The 20,718-nt window shown below is 60.3% G+C and carries 16 protein-coding genes; 8 read left to right on the top strand and 8 right to left on the bottom strand.

The features are described from left to right. Positions 1 to 12: 12 nt before the first annotated feature. The 5 genes from P792_RS34655 to P792_RS34635 form a co-directional block, all read right to left on the bottom strand. The gene (locus P792_RS34655) at positions 13 to 201 is read right to left on the bottom strand and encodes a hypothetical protein (RefSeq protein WP_023979876.1); all 189 of its coding nucleotides are present in this window, start codon (positions 199 to 201) and stop codon (positions 13 to 15) included. Then, the gene (locus tag P792_RS34650; RefSeq protein ID WP_023979875.1) at positions 198 to 1,379 is read right to left on the bottom strand and encodes a glycosyltransferase family 4 protein; all 1,182 of its coding nucleotides are present in this window, start codon (positions 1,377 to 1,379) and stop codon (positions 198 to 200) included. Before P792_RS34650 ends, P792_RS34655 begins: the two co-directional genes overlap by 4 nt. A gap of 233 nt (positions 1,380 to 1,612) precedes the next feature. After that, positions 1,613 to 3,814 carry a pyrroloquinoline quinone-dependent dehydrogenase gene (locus P792_RS34645; protein WP_023979874.1) on the bottom strand — a complete coding sequence of 734 codons (2,202 nt, stop codon included), beginning with the start codon at positions 3,812 to 3,814 and terminating at the stop codon, positions 1,613 to 1,615. Beyond that, positions 3,814 to 4,197 carry a hypothetical protein gene (locus P792_RS34640; RefSeq protein ID WP_023979873.1) on the bottom strand — a complete coding sequence of 128 codons (384 nt, stop codon included), beginning with the start codon at positions 4,195 to 4,197 and terminating at the stop codon, positions 3,814 to 3,816. The genes P792_RS34645 and P792_RS34640 overlap by 1 nt, the downstream gene beginning before the upstream one ends. 160 nt (positions 4,198 to 4,357) lie before the next feature. After that, the gene (locus P792_RS34635) at positions 4,358 to 5,341 is read right to left on the bottom strand and encodes a LysR family transcriptional regulator (RefSeq protein WP_023979871.1); all 984 of its coding nucleotides are present in this window, start codon (positions 5,339 to 5,341) and stop codon (positions 4,358 to 4,360) included. 141 nt (positions 5,342 to 5,482) lie between these two features. On the opposite strand from P792_RS34635, the gene P792_RS34630 reads away from it, so the two are divergent. The 3 genes from P792_RS34630 to P792_RS34620 are packed head-to-tail and all read left to right on the top strand — an operon-like array spanning position 5,483 to position 9,682. After that, positions 5,483 to 7,087 (top strand): MFS transporter, encoded by a 1,605-nt coding sequence (locus P792_RS34630; protein WP_023979870.1) that lies wholly within the window; start codon positions 5,483 to 5,485, stop codon positions 7,085 to 7,087. A 13-nt stretch (positions 7,088 to 7,100) separates the two neighbouring features. Continuing rightward, a complete protein-coding gene (locus P792_RS34625) occupies positions 7,101 to 8,177 on the top strand; it encodes an HlyD family secretion protein (protein ID WP_023979869.1) in 1,077 nt (358 codons plus the stop codon). A gap of 5 nt (positions 8,178 to 8,182) precedes the next feature. Next, a complete protein-coding gene (locus P792_RS34620; protein WP_023979868.1) occupies positions 8,183 to 9,682 on the top strand; it encodes an efflux transporter outer membrane subunit in 1,500 nt (499 codons plus the stop codon). Positions 9,683 to 9,726: 44 nt separating this feature from the next. Here the strand turns inward: P792_RS34620 and P792_RS34615 are convergent, their stop codons facing one another. Both P792_RS34615 and P792_RS34610 read right to left on the bottom strand, forming a co-directional pair. After that, a complete protein-coding gene (locus P792_RS34615; RefSeq protein WP_235075543.1) occupies positions 9,727 to 10,863 on the bottom strand; it encodes a hypothetical protein in 1,137 nt (378 codons plus the stop codon). 174 nt (positions 10,864 to 11,037) lie between these two features. After that, the gene (locus P792_RS34610; RefSeq protein WP_023979866.1) at positions 11,038 to 11,886 is read right to left on the bottom strand and encodes an SDR family oxidoreductase; all 849 of its coding nucleotides are present in this window, start codon (positions 11,884 to 11,886) and stop codon (positions 11,038 to 11,040) included. A 55-nt stretch (positions 11,887 to 11,941) separates the two neighbouring features. On the opposite strand from P792_RS34610, the gene P792_RS36235 reads away from it, so the two are divergent. Beyond that, positions 11,942 to 12,850, top strand: a complete 909-nt coding sequence (locus tag P792_RS36235) for a tetratricopeptide repeat protein (protein WP_023979865.1) — start codon at positions 11,942 to 11,944, stop codon at positions 12,848 to 12,850. Positions 12,851 to 12,886: 36 nt separating this feature from the next. Here the strand turns inward: P792_RS36235 and rbsK are convergent, their stop codons facing one another. Continuing rightward, complete coding sequence (rbsK, locus tag P792_RS34600) at positions 12,887 to 13,843, bottom strand: ribokinase (protein ID WP_023979864.1); 957 nt, start codon at positions 13,841 to 13,843, stop codon at positions 12,887 to 12,889. 123 nt (positions 13,844 to 13,966) lie between these two features. On the opposite strand from rbsK, the gene P792_RS34595 reads away from it, so the two are divergent. The 4 genes from P792_RS34595 (at position 13,967) to P792_RS36230 (ending at position 20,672) form a co-directional block, all read left to right on the top strand. After that, positions 13,967 to 14,878 (top strand): glycosyltransferase family 9 protein, encoded by a 912-nt coding sequence (locus P792_RS34595; RefSeq protein WP_023979863.1) that lies wholly within the window; start codon positions 13,967 to 13,969, stop codon positions 14,876 to 14,878. Positions 14,879 to 14,917: 39 nt separating this feature from the next. Then, the gene (gene thrS, locus P792_RS34590) at positions 14,918 to 16,852 is read left to right on the top strand and encodes a threonine--tRNA ligase (RefSeq protein WP_023979862.1); all 1,935 of its coding nucleotides are present in this window, start codon (positions 14,918 to 14,920) and stop codon (positions 16,850 to 16,852) included. 195 nt (positions 16,853 to 17,047) lie between these two features. Next, entirely contained in the window at positions 17,048 to 17,569 is a 522-nt protein-coding gene (gene infC, locus P792_RS34585; RefSeq protein ID WP_023979861.1) for a translation initiation factor IF-3, read from the top strand. A gap of 709 nt (positions 17,570 to 18,278) precedes the next feature. Next, positions 18,279 to 20,672 (top strand): hypothetical protein, encoded by a 2,394-nt coding sequence (locus tag P792_RS36230; RefSeq protein ID WP_023979860.1) that lies wholly within the window; start codon positions 18,279 to 18,281, stop codon positions 20,670 to 20,672. Positions 20,673 to 20,718: the final 46 nt, after the last annotated feature.

The following is a 20,718-nucleotide window of genomic DNA, read 5'->3' as shown; positions in this document are numbered from 1 at the left end:
AAATGGTTCCTTTCAGGAAGAAGAAGTCTCGGTAGAGGGTGCCGGCATGTCCTGGTCCTCAGGCGCCTTGACTGCGCGGTTGCGCACCTGGGCCTTGCGGCGCAGCAGGTTGGCGCGCAGGGCTGCGGCCTCACGCGCCAGACGCTTGTCGAGATCAGCCTGCGTTTTTTCGGACAGGCTCGGGCGGGATGGTGTGGTCATGGGCAGTATTCCCGAAAATTGTCCGACAGGCAGCTACCGAGCAGCTCATCATAGACGGCGAGCGTGGCCGATTGCATCTGCCGCGTCGTGTAGTTTTCCGCAATGTGATGACGTGCCGTTTCCGATAGCAGAGAGCGGGCGCCCTCGGACAGGGTGAGGATCTGAAACAGCGCTTCGGCCAGTGCCTGGGCATCGTCGGGCGGGATGAGCAGCCCGGTCTGATAAGGCAGAACAGTTTCCATGGCACCACCCTGCGCTGTCACGACCACGGGCCGTCCCATAGCCTGTGCCTCGATAACCACGCGGCCAAAAGGCTCGGGGCGAAGAGAGGGAACGGTTACGACATCGGCCAGGGCATAGGCTGCGGGCATGTCCTGACAGAGCCCCGCGAAACGCAGGCGCTCGCGTAGACCGAGCTGCGCGGCGGTTGCCTCGATCTCCCTAACATAACTGTCTTTCGGATCGGCAGGGCCGACAAGCACGGCAAGCCAGGGACCGGGTAGCAGATGTTGCAGTCGCGCCATCGCGCGCAGGAGAAACAACTGTCCCTTCCAGCGCGTGAGACGGCCCGGCAACATGATGACGGGCGTACCGGGAGGAACCTGCCATCTTTCGGCAAGGGCCTGGATACGGGCACCATTGACGAGGTCGGGATCAAAGCGGGCCATGTCGGCCCCGCGTGGGATCAGGCGCAGCCGGTCCTCGCCTACCTGATAGTCATCACGCAGGCGGGTGGCGATATAGGTGCTGATGGCAATGACGCGCGCCCCGCGCGCCAGCACCGCATTATAGCGTTTCTTGCCCGGGAAACTGGCCTTGTGCACACCATGCCACGTCGTGACGAAGGGCGTACGGGTGCGACGCGTGGCGCGCCACGCCGCCCAGGCGGGTGCTCTGGAACGCGCATGGACCAGATCGATCCCCTCATCACGGATCAGCTGCGACAGGGTGCGGGCATTACGCAAAATGGCGAGAGGGGATTTCTGACCAAGCGGCAGCTCGATATGGCGGGCGCCGATCGAGAGAAGGCGTGGCACGAGGGCTCCGCGCGCACTCGCCACAACGGCACGACCACCAGCGGCAATAATGGCCTCTGCCATTTCCACAGTCCCCTGCTCGATCCCCCCCGTGCCGAGGGCCGGGAGAACCTGAAGGATATGGGGACGAAGGCGTGACATGGGTTGCCGGTAGCATGAAGCGTGCGTCGCAGGGAGGGGAAAGACATGGCACCAGCCAAAAAACCCTACGTTGCGGGCGTTGTGCCACAGATCAGGCAATCAGGCGCTGCGGGTTGTCGTGCGCTGCGCGAGGCGCGGGCAAAAGAAAAAGGCCGGAGAATACCTCCGGCCTTTCCCTCAGTCTGTCAGGGCCCAGGCGATGACGCGCCTGAGCTTTGTTTTAAAAACAGAACTCAGTGCTTGGCCTCAGCCTCATCAGGCAGGGCATAGACAACGAGTTGGTCAGTGACAGGTGTCATCATGAAGTGATGACCACCGGCCATGATGGCGACATATTGCTTGCCGTTGACTTCATAGGTCATCGGGTTGGCCTGACCGCCGCCGGGGAGTACGTCGGACCACACATCCTTGCCGGTCTTGATGTCGATGGCGCGGATCTGGTTGTCGGTTGCCGCCGCCACAAAGACGAGACCGCCCTTGGTGATGACCGAGCCACCGTTATTCGGCGTGCCGATATTCAGCGGCAGGCCGGTCGGCATGTTCCACGGACCATTGGCGCGAGCCGTGCCGAGGGGGCGCGACCACAGGACCTTCTTGGTCTTGATGTCGATGGCCTCGATCATGCCGTAAGGCGGCTTGTTGCACATCATGCCCGTGTAGTGGTTCCAGAACGGGGTCACGACAATGCCGTAAGGCGTGTCGGCTTGGGCGCCATTACCTTCGGCACCACCACCAGCCGGGTTGTAGGTGGGGTTGTCGATCGGCTTCAGGCCCAGCGCATCAGCCTTCTTGCGGGTGATGAGCTGATCGTACATCGGGGTGGAGTTCCAGTTGGCAATGACGATGCCCGATTGCGGGTCATAGGCCATGCTGCCCCAGTCGCTGCCACCGTTATAGCCGGGATATTCGATATTCGGCTTGTCGAGTGCAGGCGGGGTGAACTCACCAACATAACGTGCCTTGCGGAACATGATGCGGCAATAAAGCTGATCGATGGGCGACATGCCCCACATGTCGCTTTCCTTCAGGTCAGGGAAAGCAAGGCGCGGGAAGGCGGTCGACCAGGGCTGCGTCGGGCTGCGCGGATCATCCGACATGGTGCTGGCGGGCGCAGGCTTTTCAACCACCGGGAATTCCGGCAACGGCTTGCCTGTCGCACGGTCGAGCACGAAAGTCTGGCCACGCTTGGTGGGTACCAGCAGGGCGGGCGTGACCGAGCCATCGGCATGATGATAGTCGAACTTGGTCGCCTGTGAGCCGATGTCGTAGTCCCAAACATCCTTGTGCGCCGTCTGGAAGACCCAGCGCGGCTCGCCTGTCTTGACGTCGAGTGCGACGATGGAGGACGAGACAGCGTTCTCCTTGTCGGTACGCATGGCGCTGTAATAATCGGCGGCCGAGTTGCCGGTCGGGACATAGACCAGGCCAAGCTCGTTATCACCGGTCATGGCAGCCCATGAATTGGGCGTGCCGCGGCTGTAGAACTTGCCGGGCTCGGGCTGGTGATGGTTGTCGGGGTTGTTGACGTCCCAGGCCCAGACGAACTTGCCGCTTTCAGCGTCGTAGCCACGGATCACGCCCGAAGGCGCCCAGCGGCGCTGACCATCGAGAACCTCGTGGTTCACGACAGCGATCCCGTTGATGACCGGGGGCGGGGTGGTCATGGACACAAAACCGGGCACCGATTCACCCATGCCCTGCATCAGGTTGACCTGACCGCCAAAGCCGAAGCCCTCGCACAGCTTTCCCGTCTCGGCATCGACCTGAATCAGGCGCATGTCGAGCGTGGCTTCCATGATGCGGTTATGGCAGGGCTGGCCCTCAGGGATGGTCGAGGAGGTGTAGTAGGTCACGCCCTTGCACGCAGCGGTGTAGGGAATGGACTGGTACTTCACCCCGGCATCATGGCGCCAGATTTCCTTGCCGGTGGCGGCATCGATACGCATCATGTCGTTCATGGCTGAACACATGTAGAGCGAGTTGCCAACCTTGATGGGGGTGGTTTCGGCGGCCCATTTATTGGCTTGCCCCGGACCGGGCTTGCTGCCGGTGTGATAGACGAAGGCGCGCTTGAGCTTGCCGACATTTTCCGGCGTCAGCTGATCCAGCGGCGAAAAGCGCGACTGGTTGGAGTCACGGCCATAAGCGGGCCAGTCCTCACGCGCAGGGGTGCTGTCGATCTGCGGTACAGCAGCCGGGACATCGGCAATGCCGATCTCGGAAATATCGGGCAGATTGGCGGCGTTTACGCCAGGAGCCTGCGGCGCGGAGGGAGCGGGACCACCAAAGCGGCCGGGACCCTGCTTGCGGGCTTCTCCAGGCGCCGTGTGATCTTCACCGGGTGTCGAGTTCGACGGCGGGATCTGTGCGAAAGCCACGGTTGCGGAAATGAGGCCACCAAGGATGGTGGCGGTCATGAGGGCTGGTTTACGCATCAGACAGCTCCGCGGGAAACTGGACGAACCGTATCCTGACGACGCAGGACAGGCAGGCTGAGCACGACGAGAATGGCAATCAGCGTCGGGCCGAACAGGCGCGGCAGCCAGCCCCACCAGTCAAAGCCACATTCGGCAATGGTCCAGACCAGCGTACCAGCCCAGGCGAGAAGGAACAGATAGCCACCCAGAAGGCGGCCCATGGCCATGAAAAGGCCTGAGGCCAGCAGCACGATGCCGCAGATCAGATAATAGGCTGAGCCACCGAGGCTGAGCAGATAGCCGCCACCGCCGACAAAGATCAGTCCGAACAGGACAATGAATATGGCGAGCGCCAATGTCCCCCAGTCGCTGATGCGTCTGGGTCTGGTACGAGACGTCATGAAACCTCCTTGAGACGAACTGCGGAGACTATCCTGAAGGCAAACAGAACAGGGCAACACATATCGGTGAAAATCATGATACGTTCGATGGGATGGCAAGTTTTCTGACCCGAGAACATCTCTTGCCGGATCTTGGCTAGGTGTGTCTGAACCGCACCTGTCAGCAGGGCGTATTCGGATTGTCCTGTAAGGACTCCGTCTTGTTCCGCAGGGCTTTGACCACGGATTGTACTGTTGTGAGAATGGTCTCGCGAAGCCACCTGTGAACCGGGTCGTTGTCCAGCCGCGGATGCCACGCCTGAAAACTGACAAGATCGGGAAGTGGAAACGGAAAAGCGAAAGCTCGGGCCCCGATAGCTTCAAGCGGCAGGCGCCGGATGATGATTTCCGGCAAAGGCAGGATCATGTCTGTTTCACGCATGGTCTCGATCATGGCGTAATCGCTGGGAACCACCAGAGCGATGCGTCTCTCCAGACCGAATTTCTCCGCAAGGACCGCATCAATCGGACCGTGAGCACGCCCCTTGCGGGAGGTGCTGATGTGATCGTAGGCGACCAGCGTCTGTGGTGTGATTTCCTGATCGAGGATCGGGTGTCCCGCGCGGACTACGGCCTCGAACCGGGTCTGGAACAGGGTCTGCTTCTTGATTTCCGGCAGGAGATCCTCGGTGGCACCGATATAGAGGTCTATCGTGCCACGCCTGAGCGCGTCTCCGATGGAATCCTCTGTCTCGGGTGAGAAAACGAGCTGGCAGCGCGGGCAGGACTCCCTGAGTTTCTCGGCGATGGCGCTACCGAAAGCCCCAATAAAAAGGTCACGTGCACGGATCGTGAAATGTGGCGCGATCTGCGACAGATCCAGCTGAGCGCGTGCGCTGACAAGCGCCTCTGCCTCGGCCAGAACCGTCTGCACTCTGCCTAGTAGATCGGCGGCGAAGGGTGTCGGAACCAGTTGTCTGCCAGAGAGTACCAGCAGGGGATCTCCGAAAAGGGTGCGCAGTGAGGCGAGGTGGCGGCTTGCGGCGGCTTCGCTCACCCTGAGCCTTCTGGCGGCGCGCGTAACGCTTTCCTCTTCCAGCAGAACCTGAAGCCAGCGGAGATGATCGAGCGAATAACCGCGTTTGGCTGGCAGGTTTCTGGTCATGGGGGCCGGCCCTCCAGGGATTGCATGGAATGAAAAGGATCTGCCTGACCCTTACGCTAACTGGAAGAATTCTTTTCACGGATTAAGGGTTATTCAGGCTGAGGGGCGAGGCTAGAGACCGGGCGGAGAGGATGTCGCCCCATGATTGCACCCATTAGGCAGACCGCGATGGTTCTGCCATCTCCTGCTGTTACGCCCCTCTTCGGGTTCAGAACAATCATCGGGTGTCTGGGCATGTTGTTGGCCGTGCATGTCGCGGGGTTCAATGAACATGTGACAGAACTTGGCCTGTCCGATCTTCGCGGCGCCATGCATCTGGGTCACGACGAGGGGACGTGGTTCATCTCGATCTACGAGGCCTTCAATATTGCGGCGATGGCCTTCACGCCGTGGTTCTATATCACATTCTCGATCTACCGCTTTGCGCTGTTCATGACGGCAGCGCTGGCCCTGTTGTCCCTGCCGTTGCCTTTCATGACCGATATGGTCCCGATCGGTATTCTTCGTGCCATGCAGGGGCTGAGCGCCGGGTGTCTTCCGCCCATCCTCATGACCGTCATGCTCAAATATCTTCCGCCGCCGCTCAAGGTTTTTGGCATTGGCGGTTACGCCATGAGTGCGACCTTTGGCCCTAATCTGGGCATTCCTTTCGAAGCCCTGCTCTTCGAACGGTTCGGCTGGCACTGGCTTTACTGGGAGGTGTTACCGCTCGGTGCGGTCGCGCTCGCCATGATCGCCTGGGGATTGCCGCAGGACCCCGTCCAGCTTTCGCGTTTTCGCAGCTTCAACTGGCGCGGATTTCTGATTGGCGCGCCCTCCATCCTGTGCGTCGTGACTGTGCTCTATCAGGGGGACCGGCTCGACTGGTTCCGCTCACCTCTCATCACCCATCTGACATTCTGGGGTGGGGCGTTCTTCATCGGGTTTCTGATCCATGAATGGCATCATCATAGCCCGTTCTTTCGTCTGCAATACTGGAAGAGCCGCAATATCACGATGTCCCTGCTGTCACTCGTGGCGGTACTGATCGTGTGTGCTTTGATGAATGAAGTCACGACGACATTTCTTGAGGAGATCAAGGGATATCGCCCCATTCAGGCCGCTCCAGTTTCCCTGACCGTGGCCCTGCCCCAGCTTGTCGTGCTGCCGCTGGTTGCGGCGCTGTGCAACATGCGTCGGGTGGATTGCCGGTGGGTGCTCGGGATCGGCATGGCGCTCCTCGGGCTTTCTGCCTGGCTTGGACTAGACCTGACATCCGAATGGGTGCGCGACAATTTCTATCTTATTCAGGCGCTTCAAATTTTTGGTCAGCCTATGGTGGTCATTCCGGTTCTGATGCTGGCCACTCTCGCGCTCGGCCCGAGCGACGGCCCGTTTATTTCGGGCATGGTCAACATGCTCAAGGGCATGGCCAATGCTCTCGCATTCGCCCTGTTCTCGATCCTGCTGCGCCGCCGCGAGCACTATCATTCGACCATGCTGCTGGATCATCCCCACATGACGCAGGGCTTCGACGGGGCCGATGCGCTGCACAGCTTGCATGAAATGCTTTCAGCGCAGGCGCTGGTGCTCTCCCTGGTCGATATCCTGCTCGTGGTGGTCGTGATCTGCGCCGTTTTCGTGGTGCTGACAGCCATTCTGCCCGGTCGCGTCTATCCCCCAGGGAAGGCGCCAGCCGATTGCAAGCCCACGCAGCCAGACGCCGCCGCGCGGCAGCTCGTGAACTCACCTCTCGCAGCACAGTAACGGAAATCTCCTCATGGCTTACAAGAAACCGCTCCTGTTTGCGGGATGCACTGCGCTTGTCCTGACCGGTCTCGCCTGGAGCGCAGATCGCTTTTTCGTCGGGGATGGGCGTCATCAATCGACCAATGATGCGTATATCACCGCCGATTTCACGCGGGTGGCGCCCAAGGTCGCCGGGCGGATAGACAGCGTGCCTGTTGCGGACAATCAGAAGGTGCGGGCGGGAGACGTTCTGGCGCACATCGAAGACGATGATTATCGTACGGCCCTCGATACGGCTCGGGGCAAGCACCGTGCCGCGCAGGCCGATATCGCCAATCTTGCAGCAGCGCAGCGGCGTCAGTCGGCCCTGATCGACGCGGCGCTTTCCACGATCGAGGCCGATGAGGCCGCCCTGCTTTTCGCGCGGCAGAATGCGGCCCGTTACCGCGCGCTTTCAGCAGGGGGAGCGAGCACGATCGAGCAGCAGCAGGGGGCCGAGGACCGTCAGCGCGAGGCTGTTGCGCGGCTGGCCCGTGACAAGGCGGCTGTGAATGCCGATCGCGCCGGGCTCGCCGTACTCGCTGCAGAAAGCGAGCGTGCGCAGGGTGTCCTGATCCAGACGCGAAGCCTTGTGCGGCAGGCTGAACTCGATCTGTCCTATTGCACCATCACGGCCCCGGTCGATGGGGTAGTCGGGGCGCGCGACGTGCGTGTCGGTATGTATGTCCATCCCGGTACCGGGCTTCTGGCCGTCGTACCGGTGCGTCAGGCCTATGTGATTGCCAATTTTCAGGAAACGCAGATGGCCCGTATGCAGACGGGGCAGAAAGCCGAGATTCGGGTCGACAGCTTTCCCGATGCGGTGCTCCATGCCCATGTCGATAGCGTGGCACCGGCGACGAATGTCGCCTTCGCCGTGATCCAGCCGGACAACGCGACCGGGAACTTCACAAAGGTGGTGCAGCGTGTCCCGGTGAAGCTGGTTTTTGATGACGGGCAGCCTCTGGCACGGCGTGTTCGTGTCGGTATGTCCGTCGAGGCCATGATCGATACGGCCTCGCCGCGAGACGGCGCTCATGGCACCGATGCGCGTTTCGTGTGGGAGTGAGGGAGATGAGACATTTGTCCCGCACGGCAGCGCTGAGCCTTTTCCTGATCCTCGGGGGCTGTTCGGTCGGTCCTAATTTCCATAAACGCGACCCGGTGGCAGCGTCTCACTGGCATGAAAGTGTGACACCCCGGAGAAGCCATCCGGATGAAACCGCGCCGATCGAGGCGCAATGGTGGAAGCTCTACAAGGACCCTGTGCTGACGGCGCTTGAGCAGGATGTGCTCGATGCCAATCTCGACCTCAGGGAAGCGGCCCTTCATTTCGAACAGAGTCGCGCCGAGCGCAGGATCGCAGCCGCGGCGCGTCTGCCCCAGGTGCAGGGCGCCGGCTCTTATGCGCGCGAACGCGCCAGTACGAATGGCATCCTGGGCCTGCTCGGCACGGAAGGGAACCGCGACCCGGCACAGATCGCGGATGGAACACAGGGGTTTGGGCCCGCCGCTGCAGCCGGGCCAAAGGGTAATCCTTCCTTCAACCTGCCCCAATATGGCCTTGGTGCGTCATGGGAGGTCGATTTGTGGGGGCATGTGCGCCGTCAGGTCGAGGCCGCGACAGCCTCCATGCAGGCAATGCGCGAGATGCAGCGCGATACGCTGGTTTCGCTCATGGCGGAGACGGCCCAGAACTATATTGCTCTGCGCAATGTGCAGGCTCAGACCGAGATTACCCGACAGAGTCTGGATATCGCTCGCCACAGTGTCGATCTGACCGTCTTGCGTGTGACCCAGGGTACGGCGACAAAACTCGACCTGGCCTATGCGCGTGGTCAGCTGCATGGTTTCGAGGCCCGTTTGCCGCAACTGCATCGTGAAGAAGTGCATCTTCTCAATGCTTTGGCGTTTCTGATGGCACGCGAACCGGGAACCCTGTCACGGCGTCTTGCAGGTACGGGCAATATTCCACCGCTCCCTGAAACCATTCCGGTTGGATTGCCCTCGCAGCTTGCCGAGAGACGCCCGGATATACGGGCAGCCCAGGCGCGTCTGCATGCAGCGACGGCCACGATCGGGGTTGCTGTGGCTGATTTCTTTCCTCGTATCACGTTGTCCGGCAGTCTGGATGTCCAGGCGCTCCAGTTCAGCGGCCTCGGGTCATGGGCATCGCGTCAGTATGGTTTTGGTCCGACCATGACCATTCCGCTGTTCGAGGGCGGGAAGCTTGCGGGGCAACTTGCCTTGCGCAGGCTTCAGCAGAAAGAAGCGGCCATCGCGCTCCAAAGAACGGTTCTTCACGCATGGGAGGAGGTCGATGATGCCATGGCCGATCTGGGCACAGCCCAGGAGCGCCACGATCGACTGGCTGAGGCGGTCACTGAAAGTGAGACCGCTGTACGGGTGGCGCAGTTGCAGTATGCCCAGGGCGCCGGTGACTTTCTCAACATTCTGACGACGCAGAACGGGCTGCTTGAGAGCCGGAGTGCCCTTTCGGATGCGCGGGCCGATGTCTCGGCGTCGATGGCGCGGCTCTACCGGGCTTTGGGCGGTGGGTGGGCCCGATCATAGCTGAACGGCGTGACGTTTTTTCAGATGCCCCCCGTACACCCAGCCTAGCCTGCGGGAATTGTAATGACGGCGCCGGGCGAATGACTGGTGGCGGCAAGGGCAGCAAGGATCTGCATCATGGTGAAGCTCAGCTTGCTGCGGAAATCGTCATCGCTGATCCAGTACCAGCGGTCCCGGTAGTGCACCTCGTCGTAATTATGCTCGGGTGCGGATTTGCCGGAATGGATCACCACATCGGGGCGTGTCTCGATACCGACCGGGCTGATGGTGGGCAGCGTGCGTCTGGCTCTCACATCCTCCTCGGGCACATCCATCTCATAGGCGATCTGCGACAGCATGGCGAACATGGAGCGCGTGAGGATGGCGATCTGTCCCGGCACCTTGGGATAGGGGCCGTAAACGATTTCGGCCTCTTCAGCATGGGGGTCGAGATGCAGCAGACGGCGCACCTCGGCCTGGATGGTGGTCAGGGCCGGATCCGAGGTGGCGGTCAGAACCAGATAGGCGTGTTCGGGCTGTGTCCCCGCTGGTTTGTTGGCGGAGCCCGAGGGGGGCTGGTCACCTGAAGGTTTGGGGGCATCGGTCGAGATGCGTATGGTCATGGCGCCCTGGATCTGCAACTGGCGCAGATCATGCAGCAGCAGGTAGAATCGTACGGAACCACCGCCCGTAGGGCCAGCGCCAAGAGCGCGGACATTGGACAATCCATCGATCGACTGCGCCGTCAGACGCAAAAGCGTGTCGATGGGCAGGCCGCCAAGACTGAGCGGCATGATGACCACAGGCGAGATGGGCCGGATGACGTTTTCGGCATATTGCTGCCCGGTCTCGGGCTGGTAGGTAAAGGTCGGGCTTTCCTGCAGCGTGGCAGTGCCGCTGCCGAACAGATAGCTTCCTACGCCAGAGGGGAAGGCGTTGAACCCGCCATTGACCGAACGATTGAACTGATAGCCTGCGATGACTTGCGTGGTATCGAGAAAGGTCGGCGGGTCGGCATAGCGTATGCGTATGATGTTCAGCAGCATCGCATGCTTCTCGGCCTCACCCAGAGCACGCGAATAATCGAGCTGATCATGTGACAGGCGTGTCGGCCCGATGGTGATGCAGCCCGTCAGCAGGCAAGGCAGCATGATAGCGCGAAGCGCAGGCAGAAGCGGGAGGAGAAAACGGAGCATGGTCATGGGCGCTTCCGGCTTAGCGTATCCGTGAACAGGGTTGCCAGTCCGGAATGACTTTTTTGCCGGAAATAGAATTTTCAAAGCGGATGTCTCATCGACGCCTTCAGCATCTCATCTCCGGGGGTGGTGTGTGTCACAGGGTATAAGGGACATACCATGTGCAGAGCCTTTTGCCATTCAGGGTGTTTCAGAGGCGTAAATGGCAGCCAGTCCTTCGCGATAGCTGGGGTAAAGCCAGGACCGCCTGAGATGTTGCTGCGTCAGTCTGCTTTGAACAACACGCCTTTCTGACCAGAAACTGCGGGCCATCGGGCTCAGCTCTGCCCAGGCGGCCTCAAAGCTTACTCTGGGGGGAAGGGGATGATGGCTTAGGCGTGCGGCTTCCTCGAACACATCGGCCTGAGGGCTGGGACAGTCATCGACAAAATTCAGGATGCGGGAAGAGGCAGGAGAGGCGGTGGCCATCGCTGCAAGTGTGGCACCGGCGATATCGTCGCGGTGGATACGGCTGAACAGGTGACCGGGTGCATCGACCAGCTTGGCCTTGCCTGAGCGCAGCGTGTCGAACGCCGAGCGCCCGGGGCCATATATGCCGCCAAGCCGCATGATATCACAGGCGATCTGGCGGTCGCGTGCAAGCGCCTGCCAGTCCTGCTCGGCCTGCACACGGGCACGGCTGCGCGACTGACCGGGAGCGACGGGTGCGGTTTCATCAACGCTGCCACCCTGACGGTCGCCATAGACGCCGGTGGTCGAGTAATAGCCGATCCAGCGCAGATGGGGCGCCTCGCGCAGCACGTCTTCATAGCGAAGCAGTGCCGGGTCGCCTGCCTCGGAAGGCGGCGCGCTGATCAGCACATGGGTCGCCTTATGCAAAGCCTCTCCGGCGGCATCGAAAGCGAGCAGAGTCGAGTCCGGCTCGGGCGCGCGTTTCGTACCGGTCACGTGCCAGCCCTGGGCCTTGGCGGGTGCGACAACGGCACTGGCAGAATAGCCCTGACCCAGAATAACGAGGTGAGGTGGCATGAAAGCTCCCATTCGCGCTTGACCGCTGGCGCGATGCCGCGCCAATTCACAAGGTATGAAACATGCTTTTGGTGCCTTGGCGATAGGGAGTGGCCTTTGGGCAGGGGGGGCGCTGGCCTATTCCCCGCCGCAAACCCTTGCGCATTGCCTGGCACCGTTACCCGATACCCCCGATCTGGTGCAGGAAACGGCGCAGGACTGGCTGCATCATGGCGGGGCGCGCAGCGCGCATGAGTGTCTGGCGCAGGCTGATCTGGCACTTGGCGCCTATCGGGATGCTGCGACGGAGTTCGAGGGTCTCGCAGCGCCGGAGGCCCCCCCCGCCATTCAGGGTGGAAAAGGCCAGCAAGGGCATGGCGCGTCGGTGCCGGAAGGGCCTGCCTTGCCCTCGCATGCCGCTACCGCGCAGGACGGGCATGGTGGGGACACCGGTGAGCGTGCCGTTTTTGCCGAGCAGGCGGCCGCAGCCTGGTTGCTGGCAGGGGACGGAAAAGCAGCGGAACGTGCGGCGCGGCAGGCATTGTCGCATGATTCCGGGCCGCTTGGGCGCAGGGTGCTTCTGGCCCGCAGCCTGTCGATGCAGGGGCATTTTGCAGAAACGATCACCGCTCTCGGCGCTCTGCCGGGTGACGGTCTGGCTGTGCCACCAACGGCAGCGGCGGTGGCAAAACCGGAGGCTCTGCCAGACCCCTATCTGGTCGGTGCTTTCGTGGTCCGCGCCACCGCCTATCGGTATCTAGGGCAGAGCTTGAAAGCGATGGCAGATGCCAATCGGGCGCTAGCCCTGTCGCCCGATGATGTCGAGGCCCTGCTGGAGCGCGGGATCCTGAATGTGCGCCTGCGGCAATACGGGCAGGCGCGCCAGGACTGGGACCGTGTGATTACCCTCGCCCCGGACGGCCACGAAGCCTATCTGGCAAGACAGGACGAGGCCGTTCTCGACGCTGACCCCGATCAGGACTGACCTGGCGTCAGCCTCGGTGGTCGGATTTTGTCCCGGTCAGGAAGCCAGTCTGCTTTCGACCATCGTCGTGACATCGTGCCAGTGGGGTGCTGATTCGGCAGCGCCAAGCTGCGTGGTCGCGAGCGCACCGCAAGCTGCAGCAAAATGCACAGATTCGTCGAACGGCTTGCCCAGGGTAAGGGCCGCGGCGAGACCGGCGTTGAAACAATCGCCTGCTGCGACAGTGTCGATAGCCTTGACCGGATAAGGGGGGACAAAGCCTTCCCGACCACCGCTGAGATAATACACCCCTCTTGCCCCCATCTTGACCAGTGCATGGGTGGCACCGAGGGACTGCAATTTGCGCGCAGCCCGCGCAGCGTCTTCCTGCGTCTCAGGGTAGATGCCAGTCAGAAGGCGCGTTTCGGTTTCGTTGGGGGTGACGATATCGAGAGCGCGCCACAGGGCCTCAGGCAGGCCATCGGCTGGGGCGGGGGCCGGGTCGACAATCACAAGCGTTCCTGCGCGCCTTGCGGTCTCGGCGATTTCGATTGTGAGGGCGAGAGGAATTTCGAGCTGAAGAAGCAGCACCGATGCCTGTTCGATCAGGGATCGATGGGCGGCGACATCACTGCTGTCGAGCGCCATATTGGCACCGCCTGCAACGGTAATGATGTTCTCGGCCTTTTCATCAACCGTGATCAGCGCAACGCCTGTCGGGTGAGCGGGGTCCTCTCGCAGGGCTGTGAGATCGACGCCAAAAGGGATGAGAAGCTTGCGCGCCATGGCACCGAAATTATCGGTGCCGGTGCGGCCCGCCATGAAAACGTTCAGCCCGCAGCCCTGTCCGAGACGCGCTGCGGCAGCGGCCTGATTGGCTCCCTTGCCACCAAGCCCAATGGCGTAGCTTGCGGCATGAACCGTTTCGCCCGGATGGGGGATGCGCTCGGCGCGGGCGGTGATGTCGATATTGACGCTGCCGAAGGAAAGGATGTGGGAAGGATTGTCGGACATGGGGGGTTCCTGCACCGGATTCTGGTCCTGCTTGCGGGGCGACACGGGTCCGGGCATGGCCTGACGCCGGGAGAGCAGACAGATGGCGTATCATCGCAGCGCGCCCTCGGCTAGGATGGCCGGATGTTTCGTATACTCGTGATCAAGCTCGGCGCGCTGGGTGATTTCGTGCAGGCCTTCGCCCCCTTTGCCGCCATCAGGGCGCACTGGCCCGAGGCAGAGATCACCCTGCTGACCACCACGCCGTTTGCACCGCTGGCCAAGGCCAGCCCGTGGTTCGATCACGTAACCGTCGATGCGCGACCGCGCTGGTCGGACCTGCGTGGCGTGATGGCCCTGCGTCGCACCCTGCGCGGGCATGATCTGGTGATTGATCTGCAGACATCAGGGCGCAGTACCCGGTATCAGCGTCTGGCCGGGCAGAAACGCTGGTGCGGGATTGCGCCGGATGGGACATTCTTTCACGACAACCCCTATCGTGATGTCATGCACAGCGTGGCGCGACAGCGTGATCAGCTGGCGCGGCTGGGTGTGTCTGAATTGCCCTGCACGGATCTGGAGTGGCTGGGGCGTGGTGGCCCCGATCTGCCTGCCCCCTATGCGGTCATCGTGCCGGGGGCGGCCCCTCATCGGCCCGCCAAACGCTGGCCGGCCCGCCATTATGCGGCTCTGGCGCATGAGCTGCTCGCATCGGGCCTGCATGTCGTCATGATCGGCGCAGCCAGCGAATCCGGTTTGGCTAAAACGATCAAGGCTCAGGTGCCCGCCATGCTCGACCTGACAGGACAGACGGATCTGCTGGCGCTGGGGGGGATCCTGGCGCGCGCCGCTCTGGCGGTTGGTAATGATACAGGCCCGATGCATCTGGCGGCTGCGATGGGTTGCCGGTCTCTTGTTCTGTTTTCTGGTGAAAGTAACCCGCGTCTGACGGCGCCGGTCGGGCGCGCGCCAGGTCAGGTGCGTATTCTGGCCGTTGATGATCTGCGCAGGCTTGACGTTTCCAGGGTTGCGGCCTGCCTTAACTGGGGCCATTAGAACAGCTCAACTTATCTCTTACGCCAGGAGCGCATCTCCATGCCTGCCATTACCCTGCCCGATGGTTCCGTTCGCACGTTCGACGGTGCCACGACTGGCACGGCAGTCGCGGCTTCGATCGGTCCCGGTCTGGCGCGTGCTGCCGTTGCGATGAGCCTGAATGGCAAGCTGGTCGATCTCTCGACGGCCATTGCCGAGGATTCAGGGCTGCGCTTCATCACGCGCAAGGATGATATCGTTCTGGAGATGATCCGCCATGATACCGCCCATGTGCTGGCCGAAGCCGTGCAGGCGCTCTGGCCCGGCACGCAGGTGACGATTGGCCCCTCTATCAAGGACGGGTTCTATTACGATTTCTTCCGCAATCAGCCTTTCACGCCCGAGGATTTCGAGGCGATCGAGGCCAAGATGCGTGAGATCATCGCGGCCAATGCGCCGTTCGAGCGTGAGGAATGGGATCGTGACGCGGCCATTGCCTTCTTCGAGGAGAAGGGTGAGCGCTTCAAGGCGGAACTGATCCGTGATCTGCCCGAGAGCGAGACCATCTCGATCTATCGTCAGGGGGCATGGCTTGATCTGTGCCGTGGGCCGCATATGCGCGGCACCGGCGATATCGGCACGGCGTTCAAGCTCATGAAGGTGGCAGGCGCGTATTGGCGTGGCGACCATCGTAACCCCATGCTGACGCGTATCTATGGCACGGCCTGGCGCGATCAGAAGGAACTCGACGCCTATCTGCACCAGCTGGAAGAGGCAGAGAAGCGCGACCATCGCCGTATCGGCCGCGAGATGGATCTGTTCCATATCCAGGAAGAGGCGGTAGGCCAGATTTTCTGGCACGCCAAGGGCTGGCGTCTGTACACCGTGCTTCAGGACTATATGCGCCGTATCCAGACGCGCTATGGCTATGAGGAAGTGCGTACGCCGCAACTGGTGGACCGTGCCCTGTGGGAAGCCTCGGGCCATTGGGACAAATATCGCGAGCACATGTTCATCGCGACGGTTGAGGATGAGGAAAAGACCCTCGCCCTCAAGCCCATGAACTGCCCCTGCCATGTGCAGATCTTCCGCCATGGGCTGCGCTCCTATCGCGAGCTGCCGTTGCGTATGGCGGAGTTCGGCGCGTGTCATCGTTACGAGCCCTCAGGGGCGCTGCATGGCATCATGCGTGTCCGTGGCTTCACGCAGGACGATGCGCATATCTTCTGCACCGAGGAACAGATTGCAGCCGAGACGGCGACGTTTGTTGCCATGCTCGATGAGGTCTATCGGGATCTGGGCTTCGAGAATTTCCGCGTGAAGTTCTCCGACCGTCCTGACGCGCGTGCGGGTGACGATGCGACCTGGGACAAGTCGGAGAAGGCGCTCAAGGAAGCCTGCGCGTTGGCGGGTGTGACATTCGAGACCAATCCGGGCGAGGGCGCCTTCTATGGCCCGAAACTCGAATTCGTGTTGACGGATGCGATCGGTCGCGACTGGCAGTGCGGCACGTTGCAGGTCGATTTCATCCTGCCCGAGCGTCTGGATGCTTCCTATATCGGTGAGGACAGCGCGCGCCACCGCCCGGTGATGCTGCATCGCGCCATTCTCGGTAGCTTCGAGCGCTTCATCGGCATCCTGATCGAGCAGTTTGCCGGCAAGTTCCCGCTCTGGCTGGCCCCGACGCAGGTTGTGGTGGCAAGCATCGTGACAGATGCTGAGCCTTACGCGCAGGAAGTGGCTGCAAAGCTGCGCCGCGCCGGGCTTCAGGTTGAGGTGGACGGGCGTAACGAAAAGATCAACGCGAAGATCCGCGAGCATTCGCTTGCCCGTGTTCCTGTCATTCTCGTCGTGGGACGCCGCGAGGCGGAAGAAGGCAAGGTGGCCATGCGTCGTCTGGGCGGCGCAGCGCAGGAAATTCTGGGCCTTGAGGAAGTGGTCACACTTCTGGGCGAGGAAGCCAAGGCACCCGATATGCAACGCTTGCAGGGCTGAAACGCAGCAGACAGGCGCGAAAACCTTGCAATCCCGGTGCTTCGTGACTATGTCGGGCACCGGCCTTCCCGCGAACAAGCCGTTAATTTCGTCACGCTAAGGTGATGAAATTTTTGGCCGTATTGCGCGTATTGAAGTGCCGACAAGCACAAGATCTGAAAACGTCGACAGGAGACGACCATAGCTAGACCACCGATGCAGGCCGCACCCACCCGTGAAGGGCCCCGAGTTAACGAGGAAATCCGTGTTCCTCAGGTGCGCTTGATTGACGCCGACGGCGAAATGGCTGGCGTCATGACAACGCGCGATGCTCTTGCACGCGCCTATTCGGTCGGACTCGACCTTCTGGAAATCAGCCCGACGGCTGAGCCGCCGGTCGTCAAGATTCTCGACTACGGCAAGTTCAAATACGAACAGCAGAAGAAGAAGAACGAAGCGCGCAAAAAGCAGAAGGTTATCGAGATCAAGGAAGTCAAGGTGCGCCCCAGCACCAATGAAAATGACTACCAGGTGAAGCTGCGCGCCATGAATTCCTTCCTGGCTGAAGGCGACAAGGTCAAGGTTTCGCTGCGCTTCAAGGGTCGCGAAATGGCCCATCAGGAGCTCGGCATCAAGATGCTTGAGCGTATCCGCACCGAAATGGAAGACAAGGCCAAGGTTGAGCAGATGCCCAAGCTTGAGAACCGTCAGATGATCATGGTGCTCGCACCACGCTGATACTCGCTCTGTCAGTCATCGCCTATGGAAAAGCCCCGGTTCTCACCGGGGCTTTTTTTTGTCTCGCATACGGAGTCGCCATGACTGGTTCTGCCATTACAGGTCATGGCTGACGGGAGACTCTCTGAATGCAGAGGAGGGCGCGCGGTATTCCTGTGGGCAGGCGTCGTGTGCAGTTGGGCAGGCCCTGCCATGAGCCTTGCGGCGGCGCACCCTGAGCGCCCTCGCAAGGCCTTCCTTGCCATTTGACGGTGCTAAACGATCCGGGGACCATCAGAGGATCGCTGGTCATAATCCAAAATGGGCCGTTTCAGTCACTCAAATCAGTACAGAACTCGGTGAGTGTAACATTACGGTCGGAAGGGATGCTCCGACGGATGCTCATATATTGAGTGTATTGATCGCCGATAACGTCTGTAGAGACGGCTCTTAACGAAGTTTGACATCTGTTACGGCTTTATGTCAGCGATTATGGCGATCTTCATATTTTTTAGGCTGGTTCTATCGAACTATATCGATGATTATAATTTTCTACAAAGTAAATCCCAAGAACAGAGCGGTATCATTCTATGTTCGTGATGTATTTTAAGATCACGTTTGAGTGAGAATTTTGTTTGGAAATTAAGACAATTTAAATGCTCAGGGTGCAGACTAGTCAACATACAGAGCATAAAGTCTATTTTAACGACGAAAGAGGGTCGGATTAACGATGAATACGAACAGTACTGGCTCATTGACCAATATCTACACCGACCCTAGTGTGAGTGGGCCCAACCTGCCCATGAATACCCAGCAGGTTGTGAACGGGCAGATCGTCTATAATGCGTCGTCGTCCCAGCTTGATGGTGGTCAGTCACCTGACTGGGCCATCATCCAGTGGAATCAGGAGACAGCGTTCGATCCGACCACTGGCGACGATACCCGCGTATGGGACCCCAATTTCGGCTATTCCGTCGGGCACTGGACGCAGGGCTCCGCAACATCGGCAGCGGGGAAGACAAGCTATAATGTCTTTAAGGACCCGGATAACGGCCATTACATCTACCAGATGGCCGCACAGGGCGGGAACCTGCTCGACGTACAGCTTGCCGCCGTCAAGGCAGTAGACGGGCAATATTCATTCAATCATCAGATCACAGCGTCGTTCAATCAGGGAATCAGCAATTATTCCGGAACGACCGGCGTCTATCAGGCCGGCATTAATTTCACGATCAATTTCCACAGCTCGACCATGAGTTTCGGTCTGTTCCTGCAGTTTGAGACCGTCGACTACAAGGGCGTACCAGAGACCTATATCTCAATACCTAAATCTCTCGGTGGATCCATTTATAACTTCACCGGTATTCAGGCGGATTACATCAACCCCAAAGTCGCTTCGAATAACGGGGTCATGTATCAGACCACGGTTGATGTGAATCAGGGGCTAATGGCCGCGATCAAGGCCATTGTCGGGCTTTACCCCAACCTCGCCAGCGAGGTCGAGAATCTAAGCAACTGGTATCTGAGCGGTTGCTATATCGGTGTCGAGACGATCGGTACGGGTCAGGCGACCGACGTGACCGGTAATTACAATGTCGAAGACCCGACCATTACCTACGACACCAGCAAGACCCTGAGTTATGCCGACCGTTCGACCACGGCTAAGGTCGTGTCCATGACACCTGAAAACAGCGTAACAACAACGACAACCAGCGAGGTTTCCATGCCCAATCTTATCGTCAAGGGTGTCAACAACACCGTCAATGTGGCGTACACCTCCGGCGATACGGCCGGCATGATGGCGAAGTCCTATGCTTCGAGCATTCAGACGCTGCTGGCGGCAGGAACACTCGATAACAGCATTCTCTCGACTGGCTCGAACACCTTCGTGTCTTCCCAGAAGGCATCCCAGGCCATTGTGGATACCGCTGGCACGTATGGCGTGTCGGGTAATTACACCAATATCGTCGTTGCCTCGACCGATACCAGCACGCTCAATGGCGCCACCACGCTTGATACCACACAGAATACTGCCAATTACCTGAATATCGTCTCGAGCAACCAGTATGGCTCGACGGTCAAGGTTGGAAATAATTCCGGCAGTTTCGCTGCCACCCAGGGCAATAACGTGTTCAACGCCGCCGGCTCGACGGGCAAATGGAATATTGCAACGGGCGCAGGCAACGACACCATTTATGGTGCCCAGGGTACGAACACCATCACCGGTGGCACGGGGAACAACCTTATCTATCTCGGGGGGTCGAACAACTTCGTGAATTCGGTCGGGCAGGACACGATTTATGGTGCTGCTGGAGCCATCGATACTGTGTCATTGCAGGGGGGCAATACAACGGCCTCGCTCAAGACCAATGCGGCCGTAATGGATTTCTCCAGCAACAACACGATCACCGTCGGGGACAACAGCACGGTGTACGGAGGCACGTCCTCGGTGGTCAATGTAAGTTCGGGCTCGGCCACAGTGACCGGCACCCAGGGTGATACGATTTCGGCAACGGGAAATCTTCAGGTCGTGCACGGCAGCAATCAGTCGATCAGTGTGAGCGGTGCGCTGAATTTCATCTCCGGCACCGGCAATACGGCCATCTCTGCCGGAAGCGGTACGATCTTCGGTGCTGACGGACTGACTGCGACGCTGAGTTCCTCCTCGCGCCTTCTGTTTACGGCCAACCAGCCCTACACCACAGGGGCACAGACCATTGACGGCCGCAACGTTGCTGGCGGCCTGTCGGCCTGGACCGGTGCTGGCCAGCAGACGGTTATTGGCGGCACGGCCTCCGACCAGTTCTACTTTGGCACGGCTTTCACTGGTACGTCTGACAGCGCGGCATCGGCAACGGTGACGGGCGGCTCCGGCGCAGGCAATCTGTTCGGTATGCTGAGCAACCACACCGCAGGCAGCTTTACGATTACCGATTTCCGGGCAGCCGATAACAAGTTCTTCCTTTATAACTACAAGCCGTCCTCCTCGGATGCCGCAGCTCAAACCATCCTAAGCACCGCAACGGTGTCGGGCGGCAATACTTCCGTCATGATCGACGGGAATGCCAAGATCACGTTCATTGGCGTCACTGACCTCAAGACAAGCGACTTTACCATCAGCTGATGACCCATTCCCGCATTGTCCGCCTTCTTCCCGACACTACGGGATA

Origin of the sequence: Asaia sp. SF2.1 (genome assembly GCF_000505765.1) — a bacterium.
GTDB classification, from domain to species: domain Bacteria; phylum Pseudomonadota; class Alphaproteobacteria; order Acetobacterales; family Acetobacteraceae; genus Asaia; species Asaia bogorensis.
This window is presented reverse-complemented; position numbering and strand designations above follow the sequence as displayed.

Bases quoted from the DNA above. Each gene is read 5' to 3' on its own strand.
- P792_RS34655 (WP_023979876.1), bottom strand. From the start codon at position 201: ATGACCACACCATCCCGCCCGAGCCTGTCCGAAAAAACGCAGGCTGAT.
- P792_RS34610 (WP_023979866.1), bottom strand. From the start codon at position 11,886: ATGCCACCTCACCTCGTTATTCTGGGTCAGGGCTATTCTGCCAGTGCC.
- rbsK (WP_023979864.1), bottom strand. From the start codon at position 13,843: ATGTCCGACAATCCTTCCCACATCCTTTCCTTCGGCAGCGTCAATATC.
- P792_RS34615 (WP_235075543.1), bottom strand. From the start codon at position 10,863: ATGACCATGCTCCGTTTTCTCCTCCCGCTTCTGCCTGCGCTTCGCGCT.
- P792_RS34625 (WP_023979869.1), top strand. From the start codon at position 7,101: ATGGCTTACAAGAAACCGCTCCTGTTTGCGGGATGCACTGCGCTTGTC.
- P792_RS34620 (WP_023979868.1), top strand. From the start codon at position 8,183: ATGAGACATTTGTCCCGCACGGCAGCGCTGAGCCTTTTCCTGATCCTC.
- P792_RS36230 (WP_023979860.1), top strand. From the start codon at position 18,279: ATGAATACGAACAGTACTGGCTCATTGACCAATATCTACACCGACCCT.
- P792_RS34635 (WP_023979871.1), bottom strand. From the start codon at position 5,341: ATGACCAGAAACCTGCCAGCCAAACGCGGTTATTCGCTCGATCATCTC.
- P792_RS34630 (WP_023979870.1), top strand. From the start codon at position 5,483: ATGATTGCACCCATTAGGCAGACCGCGATGGTTCTGCCATCTCCTGCT.
- P792_RS34650 (WP_023979875.1), bottom strand. From the start codon at position 1,379: ATGTCACGCCTTCGTCCCCATATCCTTCAGGTTCTCCCGGCCCTCGGC.
- P792_RS34640 (WP_023979873.1), bottom strand. From the start codon at position 4,197: ATGACGTCTCGTACCAGACCCAGACGCATCAGCGACTGGGGGACATTG.
- thrS (WP_023979862.1), top strand. From the start codon at position 14,918: ATGCCTGCCATTACCCTGCCCGATGGTTCCGTTCGCACGTTCGACGGT.
- P792_RS34645 (WP_023979874.1), bottom strand. From the start codon at position 3,814: ATGCGTAAACCAGCCCTCATGACCGCCACCATCCTTGGTGGCCTCATT.
- infC (WP_023979861.1), top strand. From the start codon at position 17,048: ATGCAGGCCGCACCCACCCGTGAAGGGCCCCGAGTTAACGAGGAAATC.
- P792_RS36235 (WP_023979865.1), top strand. From the start codon at position 11,942: ATGAAACATGCTTTTGGTGCCTTGGCGATAGGGAGTGGCCTTTGGGCA.
- P792_RS34595 (WP_023979863.1), top strand. From the start codon at position 13,967: ATGTTTCGTATACTCGTGATCAAGCTCGGCGCGCTGGGTGATTTCGTG.